The sequence below is a fragment of the Elusimicrobiaceae bacterium genome (genome assembly GCA_028700325.1).
Taxonomy (GTDB): Bacteria; Elusimicrobiota; Elusimicrobia; order Elusimicrobiales; family Elusimicrobiaceae; genus JAQVSV01.
The window spans coordinates 19,118-28,394 of record JAQVSV010000021.1; the positions used below are offsets into that span (position 1 = coordinate 19,118).

Here is a 9,277-nt window from a genome sequence, read left to right on the forward strand (position 1 = left end):
AATAGTAGCAAACAGCACGCCTGCCGCACAATCAAACACGGCAAATTTTGCTACACTAAAAGCGCGCCGGGGGCGGATGGCAATAAGGAGAACGGCAATGGTTATTGAATATGTCGGCAGTATTTTATTCTGGAGCGCGGTTTTCAATCTGGCGGTTCTGCTGGCGTGGTTCGGCGCGTTCGCGTGCGGCAGGGATTTTCTGTATCGCACGCATGCCCGCTGGTTCAAAATCAGCCCGGAGCAATTTGACGCGATTCATTATGCCGGCATGGCTTTTTATAAACTGCTGATCCTGTTTTTCAATGTCGCGCCTCTGCTGGCAATCTGGCTTGCCGCCTGAGCCGCCGGCGCCGGCGGCTGGGAAGCGTAAAAAATGAGAATCGCCGTCATTAACGGAAGTCCCAAAGGCGCCGACAGCGTCACCTTGCAGTATGTGAATTATCTGGCGTTGAAAAATCCCGGCCATACATTTACCGTTATCCACGCCGCGGCGCGGGCGCAGGAATTTGAAACCGAGCCCGGCGCCATGCGCGACGCGCTCGCAATCCTTTCTGACAGCGACGCGGTGGCCTGGTGCACCCCGGTTTATTACATGCTCGTGCCGGCCCAGCTCAAGCGGTTCATCGAGCTGCTTTTCGAAAACAGCGCCGGGCCGGTTCTGAAAGGCCGGCGCGCGTTCGCCCTGCTTACATCGGTTCATTTTTTCGACCAGCTCGCGGCGCAATACCTGGGTGAAATTTCCCGCGACCTCGGCCTGGAGTTTTTCGCCGCGCATTCCGGCGAGATGAACGACCTGCTTCAGCCGCAGGGGCGGCTTGCCGCCGAGGATTTTTTTCGGGATTTTCTGTGGTTTTCCGGGCGCAGCCTGCCGGTTGCCGGGCCGGGCCCTTGCGTGCCGTGCCCGGCGCGGGAAATTGCGGCCCGCGAGCAGGCCGAAAAGCCGGGCCGCAGGGCGCTGATCATGGTTTTCGATTCCCCGCAGAGCCGCGCCGCGGATATGGCGCGCGCTTACGCGGAGGCTGCTCCCGCCGCCTGTTCGGTTCAGTATATGGAGGAGCTCGACATTAAAGGCGGGTGTCTCGGGTGTATCCATTGCGGCTGGAACAACGAATGCGTTTATCAGGACGGGTTCGCCCGGTTTTTCGACAGGGAAGTTTCCGCCGCGGACACCGTGGTTTTCGCGTTGCCGGTTAAAGACAGGTTCTTCCCGGCCCTGTTCAAACGCTATCTCGACCGGACATTTTTCAAAGGGCATGTTCCAGTGCTGGCCGGCAAAACGCTGGTTTTTCTGGTGGAAGGCGATCTCAACGCCGCGCCGGTTGCGCTGGAATTCATTTATTCTTATGCTGAAAATTCCGGCGCGCGGCTTTGCGGAGTGGTGACCGATCGCGCGGATGATATCGCCGCCGGCCTTGCCGCCGCGGCGGCCGCCGCGGATTATTTCGCGGGCAGGAAAACCGGCGCGCCGCAGACCTACCGAAGTGCGGGCGCGGAAAAAATCTTCCGGGATATGCTGTATAACATGGATTTCGTTTTCCACGCCGATTACCTGTTTTATAAAAAATGCGGACTGTTCCGGTTTGCCAATCAGGAGCGCGGGGCGAAACTGGTTTCAACCGTCATCAGCCTGCTGTGCAGGTTTCCGCGGTTTCGCCGGGCATTCACGGCGGGCATGGTGAAGAACATGGCGGCGCAGCACAAGTCCGTAATTGAAAAACTGCGAAAACAGCGGGGCGGTGGCGATGGCATTTAACTTAAAAACCTGCCTTGACACGCTCGGCCTGCTGGGGCAGGCGGAACGGGAAGCGGGCGGACTGTATCGCGCGTGCGCGCTGCGCTGGCCGCAGCACGAGGAATTCTGGGGCAAACTCGCGCGCCGGGAAGACCAGCACGAGCAATATATCCTGATGCTTGCCACCCTGGTGGAGGCCACGCCGGATGAGTTTACGGCCGGCCGCCAGTTCAGCGCGGCCGCAATAGGCACGTTTATAAACGGCGTGCGGTCGAACGCCGCGAAAGTGGCGAAAGGGGAGCTGAATTCCCGGCAGGCGTTTTTCATCGCGCTCGACATTGAAAAGTCAATAATCAAACGGAATTTCTTTAAAGTGGTGGAAACCGGCAACAAGGAACTGCGCGGGTTCCTTTGCAAGGTGGCCGGAGAAGCGGACGAGCATGCCCGGGTCATTAACGAGGAACTGCGGAAATATTCGGAGCGGCAGCCGTAAAGGCTAACGGCCGCGGAACGTTGCGGCAAAAGCGCCGGGTTGCTGATTCTCAAGTCCGGGAAACGATTTTCAACGGGCCGCCGCGGCGGGTCGGCATCAGTCCGGGCCGCGTCATTCAGGGCGGCGCGGGGCCGGAAAACCGCAAAAACCTGACCGTGCCCGGCGATCCCGTCAGCACCGCCGCGCGGCTGGAAACAATCGCGAAACCGAATTCCCCGTGTATTTCCGAAATCACCTGGTCGTGCATAAAAACACGCGACGGGTTTGAATTTGCCGGCAGGGAATTGCTTAAAAGCAAGCGGGAGCCGATTCCGGTTTACCGGCTGATCGAAACGGCGCCATAACATGGTTGCGCAGCGGGCGAGCGGTGCGCGAAACCGTCAGTTTTCGATGCCGATCATGCGGCGCGGGTCGAACGCGCGCAGCAGGAAATCGCCAGGATTGTCACAAACCCGCTTCGGTTCGGTGACTTTTGAAAACAGCCAGCGCGCCGCCACACGCCCGGCGCAGGACACAAGCAGCAGCAGGACAAACGGATTTGCCGCGCCGGTCCAGCCGGGCAGCCGCTCGTAAAGCCATCCGCCGCACAGCCCGCCCGCAAACTGGGCCAGCCCTACGCTTACGCCCAGAAAAGCCAGATATCTGGTGCGCAGGTCCGGGGCGGCGCTGTCGTAAATGAAATTGATCGCGGCGCGCCCGTACGCCGCCCAGGCCGTGCCCGATGCCAGCTCGATCAGGAAAAGCAGGTACCATTTCGTGGTGCACATCCACAGCAGCGGAATGAGCGGGATCGCCGTCGCCGCGACCATGGCCACCCGGCGCGAGCCGTGCCGGTCGCACAGGCTGCCCCAATGCTGGGACATGATATAAAGCGTCATCTGCCCGGCCATGAGTATCGCGGCGTACTGCCAGTAGGCAAACCCCAGATCCCTGAGCATATAAACCGCGAAAAACGGACCTGCGATATAAACGGAAAACATCATTACCGCCGCCGCCAGCACAAACGCGGCGATATTGGAATTGCGGGCGCTGCCGAAAAATTCCAGATAGGTGCAGTTTGCCCCGCCGGTTTTCATGTGCGCCGGCTCGTACATTTTCGCGATATAGTGCGCGCTGCGCCAGCGCGCCAGCGCGCCGGCGAAGAAAAGTGCGGCAAAGCCGGCGTACTCGTGGCCGCCCGCCAAATGAAGAACACCGCCGGCGACCGCCACGAAAAAAGCAAGCGAAAAACCGAGCAGGCGTTCCCGCCAGCCGAGATAAAACCCGCGTTTGCCCGGCGGCAGATATTCCGCCATCAGGCTGACCCAGGGCGGATTGATCAGCAGGCCGGCCGACACATAGACCGCGACTGCCGCCATGAACACATACAGCGCAGTCCGTCCGCCCGGCAGGCAGCAGATCCCGCCCGCCGCGAGTGCCAGCGCCTGAGAGTGCGCGCCCAGCAAAATAATTTTTTTACGGCTTTTCGCCAGCCGCACCAGCCAGTCGGCCAGCAGGAGCAGCACCGCGCCCAGCAGCAGCGGAAACGACCGCACGAACCCCACTTCCAGCGCGCCGGCTCCGAGCATTATGGCGGCCGGCAGATAGTAGGAATCAACAAAACCGAACATGAACGACCAGCAGAATCCGTCTTTAAGAGAGGCGGTAAGGCTGGATTTTACCCGATTGCGTTTCATAGACGCCATTGCAAGCAAAAACTGTCAGAACTGCCGCCCGGCGGGGTTGCGGCAACGCCGGGGAGAAAGTTGCTAGGCCAAAACCGCCGTGCGCGCGTAACCTTTCGCGCCGGTTATTTTCACCCGCACAATGCGGCCGGGCACAAGCGGCGTTCTGGTCTTTATTTCCACATAACCGTCTATGTCCGGCGCGTCGCAGGGCATGCGGCCCGTGCGGGCGGTATCGGCGATAATATCGGTTTCGGTATTGAGCAGCCGGCGGTTGAGCCGGTCAACAACCCGGCTCTGCGCCTTGATCAGCGCCTCCGCGCGGGCCTGTTTCAGCGCCTGAGGAACCTGCTTTTTCATTGCCGCGGCGGGCGTGCCCGGTTCCCGCCAGTAAGTGAATACGCCCACATTTTCAAACTCGTTTGTTTCGATAAATTCAAGCAGGCTGTTAAAATCCCGTTCGGTTTCGCCGGGGAACCCGGTTATGAAATTGGTGCGGATCGCAATGCCGGGCACGAGCCGGCGGATCAGCCGCACTTTGTCGGCTAGCTGCAGGCCGGTGCAACGGCGGTTCATGGCTTTTAAAACACTGTCCGCCGAATGCTGGAGCGGCATATCCAGATACCGGCAGATTTTAGGACTGGAAGCCATGAATTCGAGCAGCGCGCGGTCAATTTTTTCAGGATAGACATACATCAGCCGGATCCAGTTGATTCCGTCAATTCCGGTCATTTTTTTCAGCAGAGAAAGGAGCGCCGGCCGGCCGTAAAGATCACTTCCGTAATTGGTGGTGTCCTGCGCGATCACGGAAATTTCAGTGACGCCGCGCAACGCCATATCGCGCGCTTCAAGCAGGATTTCCTCGACCGGCTTGGACCGGAACGGCCCGCGGATTTCCGGAATGGTGCAATAGGCGCAGCGGTTGTTGCAGCCGTCGGCGATTTTAAGGTAAGCCGAGTGCGGCGCGGTGGCCTGCGCCTTGTAGCGCGGCAAATGCAGGGTGGCCGGCGCCGGCCCGAAGCAGTGCTGCGATTTTTCCAGCAGCCGCGCTATTTTTTCGATCGCGCCAAGCCCGGCGAACACGTCCACGTCGGGAAACTGAGCCTGCAGAGCCGCCCCGTTTTTCTGCACCAGGCAGCCCGCCACCAGCACTTTTCCGATTCTGCCTTTGCGCTTGAGCGCGCATAACCGGCGGATTTCGCGTTCCGCCTCCGCGCGCGCGGGTTTTATGAACGCGCAGGTGTTGAGCAAAACGGCGTCGGCGCCAGATTCCTCCTGCACAAGCGTGTGGCCTTTGGCGAGCAGTGAGCCGAGCATTGTTTCCGTATCGGTCAGATTTTTCGGGCAACCCAGACTGATGACAAACACTGTGGACATGTGAATTCTCCCTGTTGAAATTATATCATTCCGGGCGAAATAAAAAACGCGCGGCCCGTCAGGGCCGCGCGTTTTCAGACAGTTCGTATTACTACCTGATTTCGAATTTTTCCGTGGTGCCGCCGAAAATTTCTTCGCCGGTCGAAACCATGCCTTGGCGCCGGAACGCCCATTTGACGTAATACTTGCCGGGTTTCAAGTCATTCATTTTGATCTGGAGTTCGTAGCTGTTCTGCGAGGAGAACGACACTTCGGCCTCGCCCTGCTTGCTGTCGGGCCACAGGAACACCGAGCGGTACAGTGTCGCGCCAATCTCCGTCTGGTCCGAGCCGTAGTATTCGGCCCATTTGTCCGCGAACCGCGCGGTCACGATACCGTTTCTTGCTTCCACTCCGGTTAACACAATGCCGTTTTCATCGGGTGAGGTGGGCAGTTTCGCGCCTGGTGTGAGCGTATAAAACCCGCCGTTGCGGTTGATCGCGTAGCTGTAGGCCGCCCGTTTTGTGTAGATGGAAAGCGACGGTCCTTTCAGGCAGACAGTAAACCGTTCCGTTTCCCACGGATACAATGACCGGTTCCCGAACGAGAGTTTTACCTGCTCGCTCCACGATCTGCCATATCTTCTGCTGGTGGCGCGTTTGGCGGCTGCGCTCTGCCGCGCTTCGGCGGCCAGTTCGTTCGCATCCGCCTTGACAATGGCTTCCTGCTCGGCTGCATAAGCCGCCGTATCTATGCTTGCCGCAAATTCCGGCAGATACCAGCGATGTCCGCCGCCGTTATGGTGATTGCTGCCACCACCGCCGGGGCCATGCGGGTTCGGAGCGGGGTGCGGATTCGGAGCGGGATGCGGGTTCGGACCGGGATGCGGCTGAGGCGGAGGCTGCACTTCCTCCTCCCAGCTTCTGAGAAGAACAAGCTCGGTTTCAAGTCCTGACGCGGAATTTATGTTAAAAGTATGGCAATCTTCCGTATAGTAACTGTAGAACGGAGTTTCCGGCACAGTTACTTTGTTATCTCCGATCTGCGCTTTGATTCCGGCCAGAATGGCCGAAGTGTCAAAGTCCTGCGCGGCAAGTGCTGTTGAGCCGCAAAACGCCGCGGGCGACGACATGAATAACGCCGCGGTTACTGCCGATATGGTTTTTTTCATTACGCTCTCCTCCCTGTCTTTTACGCATTCTCTTGCTATAGAGTAACATTCGCCGCAACATGATATAAGCGGCTAAGGACCCGATTTTTTACAGGCAAAGGGCCTGACGCCGTTTAGGACTCATGGACAGGGGTTTTCGCAAGTCATTGAGAATGCCGCCGTTTTATCCGGCTGCGGCGCGATACGCGGCCAGCGCGGATGGAAAAGGTTCCAGCACCCGCTCCAGCACATTTTTTGACCAGGAAATTGCGAGACCGTAATTGGTTATCGGCACGTTCGCTTTTTTTGCGCGGGACAGGCGCAGCAGCATGTCGCGCCGGGTCTGCATACAGCCGCCGCACTGTATTATAAGGGAATAGTCATCCAGGTTATCGGGAAAATCGCGCCCGCACGCGGTATCGAACCGCAGTTCCCCGCCGATTTTTTCGCTTAGCCAGCGCGGAATTTTCCGGCGGCCGATATCTTCTTCAACCGGGTGGTGGCTGCAGGATTCCGACACCAGCACCCGCGCGCCAGGTTTTAACCGGTCAAGCGCGGCGGTATTGGCGGCCATTTCGTCAAGATCGGCTTTCAGCCGCGCGAACAGGATGGAAAAAGTGGTGACTTTTACGCAGACGGGCGTGTCGCGCGCGACCCGGTCAACGGCCTGGCTGTCGCACACGACAAGATCCGGCGGCGTGTTCAGGCGCTGAAGCAGAAGCGGGTATTGCGTTTCGCGCGCTATGGCGCACGCGCAGGCGTTGTCAAGCGCGTCGCGGATCGCCTGCACCTGAGGCAGTATGATGCGCCCTTTGGGAGCCTGCGAGTCTATGGGAATAACCAGCGCCGCCAGTCCGTTTTTCGGAACCAGATCGCCCAGAATCGGCGGCGGCGCGATGAAGTCTTCCGGCACGCATTCGATCAGCAGTTCCTTGAACCGCCGCAGATATGGATCCCGGTCGGTTCCCGGCGCGCAGGACACCGTAAAATACCGTCTGTTTTCGAGTTTCGCTTGCACGGCGTCTGACAGCGGGATAAGGTCCGTCTTGTTCACCGCCACGATAAGCGGCGCGTTTTTGGCGAGCGATTCTGCCGCTATGCGGTCTTCAAACCCGCCCCAGCTGTCGCCCTCGACAACCAGCAGCATCACATCGGCCCTGTCGAGCGCTTTTTCCGTGCGGCTGACGCGCGCGGCGCCTAGCGCGGTCGGGTCGTCAAGACCGGCAGTGTCGAGAAACACCACCGGCCCGACCGGCAGCAGTTCCATTGTTTTCTCCACGGTGTCGGTAGTCGTGCCGGCTATGGCGGACACAAGCGCCGCGTCCTGCCCGGACAGCAGATTGAGCAGGCTGGATTTGCCCGTGTTCGTGCGGCCGAAAATGCCTATATGCAGGCGAAGCGATTTCGGAGTTGTTTTCATAAGGTCAGAAGCAGAGGTCCCGCTCTCCTTTCCGGATGCGCGCATAGTAATCGTTTAGGGTGGCGAGCATTTCGCCGCTGAACTCGCCCGGCGCGCGCGCTTTGATTTCCGCCAGTTCCGCCGCGATGACGCGTTCCCCGGCGGCTTTTGTCTGCGGCGAGGCGAAGTCGTCGAGCCATTCGCGGAAAGTAAGCACCGCGTTGAGCTTGCAGAACCGCCCTTCCCGGCCGGTCCGCAGCATGTTCATGATATGGTCGCCGGTACGCCCGCAGCGGTAGCCGGCGGTGCAGAACGAGGTGATATGGCCCGTGTCGGCCAGCTCGCGGATAACTTCGTCGAGACTGCGCGTGTCGCCCAGAATAAACTGCTGTTTCTCGCTTTTCTGGGCGGGATCGCGGTCGCTGTAGGCGCCGATGCCGATCCGGGTGGACGCGTCGCGCTGGGTGCACATGGGCAGGACTGACCGGATAATTTCCGGCTTCTCCCGCACGGTCACGATCAGCCCGGCGTAGGGGATGGATAACCGCAGCACGCAGACCAGTTTCTTAAAATCTTCGTCGGACACGCGGTACGGAGAATTCTCGCTCAGCTCGTTTCCGCACGCCGGTTCAAGCCGCGGCACCGACACGGTGTGCGGCCCGATCCCGAACCGTTTTTCCATGTCGCGCGCGTGTTCCAGAAGGCCGAGCGTCTCGAATTTCCAGTCATACAGGCCGAACAGCGCGCCGATGGCCACATCGTCCACGCCCGCTTCCTGCGCGCGGTGCAGGCCGTACAGCCGCCACCGGTAATCGCTTTTAACGGTGCCGGCCGGATGCACGCGCGCGTAAGTGGCGCGATGGTAGGTTTCCTGAAAAATCTGGAAAGTGCCTATCCCGGCCTGTTTCAGCAGCCGGTAGTCAGCCACGCACAGCGGCGCGGCGTTAAGATTGACGCGGCGGATCTCGCCGGCCCCGTTTCCGGTTTTGACTTTCACCCCGTACACCGCGCGCATCGTTTCGGCGATGTATTCCGCTCCCGTTGACGGGTGCTCGCCGTACACAAGCACCAGCCGCTTGTGGCCTATCTCGCCGGCCAGCACTTCGGTTTCGCGGCGGATTTCGTCAAGGGAAAGGCAGCGCCGCTGCGCTTCGGAATTGCCGGAGCGGAACCCGCAGTACAGGCAGTTGTTGACGCACAGATTCGAGCAGTAAAGCGGCGCGAACGTGACGACGCGGTTGTCATAGACCCGGCGTTTCACTTCCGCGGCGGCGGCAAACATTTCATCCCACAGGACGGGATCGGACACGTTTAAAAGTGCGGCGGTCTCCGCCGGTTCAAGAGTGTTGATCTCGCGCGCTTTGGCAAGTATGCCGCGCACGCGCGCCGCGTCGGGCGGAGCGCCGCGCAGCAGTGACTGGAGTTTGTTGTCGTCAATAAAATCGCGTCCGTTGACAAGATATCTGTCGGACTCTTCTCGGAT

The 9,277-nt window shown here is 59.7% G+C and carries 9 protein-coding genes; 4 read left to right on the forward strand and 5 right to left on the reverse strand.

Translation table 11 applies throughout. The annotated features are described in order from the left end of the window. Positions 1 to 97 precede the first annotated feature (97 nt). Genes PHW69_04415 through PHW69_04430 form a run of 4 tightly spaced genes read left to right on the forward strand, consistent with a single transcriptional unit; the run spans position 98 to position 2,569 of the window. Positions 98 to 340, forward strand: coding sequence for a hypothetical protein (locus tag PHW69_04415; GenBank protein MDD4004431.1), 243 nt, complete (start codon positions 98 to 100; stop codon positions 338 to 340). Positions 341 to 373: 33 nt separating this feature from the next. After that, on the forward strand, positions 374 to 1,753 hold the full coding sequence (locus tag PHW69_04420; GenBank protein ID MDD4004432.1) for an NAD(P)H-dependent oxidoreductase: 1,380 nt from the start codon (positions 374 to 376) through the stop codon (positions 1,751 to 1,753). Next, positions 1,743 to 2,225, forward strand: a complete 483-nt coding sequence (locus PHW69_04425; protein ID MDD4004433.1) for a hypothetical protein — start codon at positions 1,743 to 1,745, stop codon at positions 2,223 to 2,225. Before PHW69_04420 ends, PHW69_04425 begins: the two co-directional genes overlap by 11 nt. Positions 2,226 to 2,245: 20 nt before the next feature. Further along, entirely contained in the window at positions 2,246 to 2,569 is a 324-nt protein-coding gene (locus PHW69_04430; GenBank protein ID MDD4004434.1) for an adenylate/guanylate cyclase domain-containing protein, read from the forward strand. Positions 2,570 to 2,605: 36 nt separating this feature from the next. Here PHW69_04430 and PHW69_04435 read toward each other — a convergent pair whose 3' ends face one another. The 5 genes from PHW69_04435 to hydG all read right to left on the reverse strand — a co-directional run. Further along, positions 2,606 to 3,901 carry an MFS transporter gene (locus PHW69_04435; GenBank protein ID MDD4004435.1) on the reverse strand — a complete coding sequence of 432 codons (1,296 nt, stop codon included), beginning with the start codon at positions 3,899 to 3,901 and terminating at the stop codon, positions 2,606 to 2,608. A gap of 72 nt (positions 3,902 to 3,973) precedes the next feature. After that, positions 3,974 to 5,266, reverse strand: a complete 1,293-nt coding sequence (gene rimO, locus PHW69_04440; protein ID MDD4004436.1) for a 30S ribosomal protein S12 methylthiotransferase RimO — start codon at positions 5,264 to 5,266, stop codon at positions 3,974 to 3,976. 91 nt (positions 5,267 to 5,357) lie between these two features. Beyond that, complete coding sequence (locus PHW69_04445) at positions 5,358 to 6,416, reverse strand: hypothetical protein (protein MDD4004437.1); 1,059 nt, start codon at positions 6,414 to 6,416, stop codon at positions 5,358 to 5,360. Between the two features lie 163 nt (positions 6,417 to 6,579). Then, complete coding sequence (gene hydF, locus PHW69_04450) at positions 6,580 to 7,815, reverse strand: [FeFe] hydrogenase H-cluster maturation GTPase HydF (GenBank protein ID MDD4004438.1); 1,236 nt, start codon at positions 7,813 to 7,815, stop codon at positions 6,580 to 6,582. 4 nt (positions 7,816 to 7,819) lie between these two features. Further along, on the reverse strand, positions 7,820 to 9,277 hold a 1,458-nt coding region (gene hydG / locus PHW69_04455), incomplete at its 5' end, for a [FeFe] hydrogenase H-cluster radical SAM maturase HydG (protein ID MDD4004439.1).

Excerpts from the sequence above, each read along its gene's own strand:
- PHW69_04435 (MDD4004435.1), bottom strand. The coding sequence starts at position 3,901 with ATGAAACGCAATCGGGTAAAATCCAGCCTTACCGCCTCTCTTAAAGAC.
- PHW69_04420 (MDD4004432.1), top strand. The coding sequence starts at position 374 with ATGAGAATCGCCGTCATTAACGGAAGTCCCAAAGGCGCCGACAGCGTC.
- PHW69_04425 (MDD4004433.1), top strand. The coding sequence starts at position 1,743 with ATGGCATTTAACTTAAAAACCTGCCTTGACACGCTCGGCCTGCTGGGG.
- hydF (MDD4004438.1), bottom strand. The coding sequence starts at position 7,815 with ATGAAAACAACTCCGAAATCGCTTCGCCTGCATATAGGCATTTTCGGC.
- rimO (MDD4004436.1), bottom strand. The coding sequence starts at position 5,266 with ATGTCCACAGTGTTTGTCATCAGTCTGGGTTGCCCGAAAAATCTGACC.
- PHW69_04445 (MDD4004437.1), bottom strand. The coding sequence starts at position 6,416 with ATGAAAAAAACCATATCGGCAGTAACCGCGGCGTTATTCATGTCGTCG.
- PHW69_04415 (MDD4004431.1), top strand. The coding sequence starts at position 98 with ATGGTTATTGAATATGTCGGCAGTATTTTATTCTGGAGCGCGGTTTTC.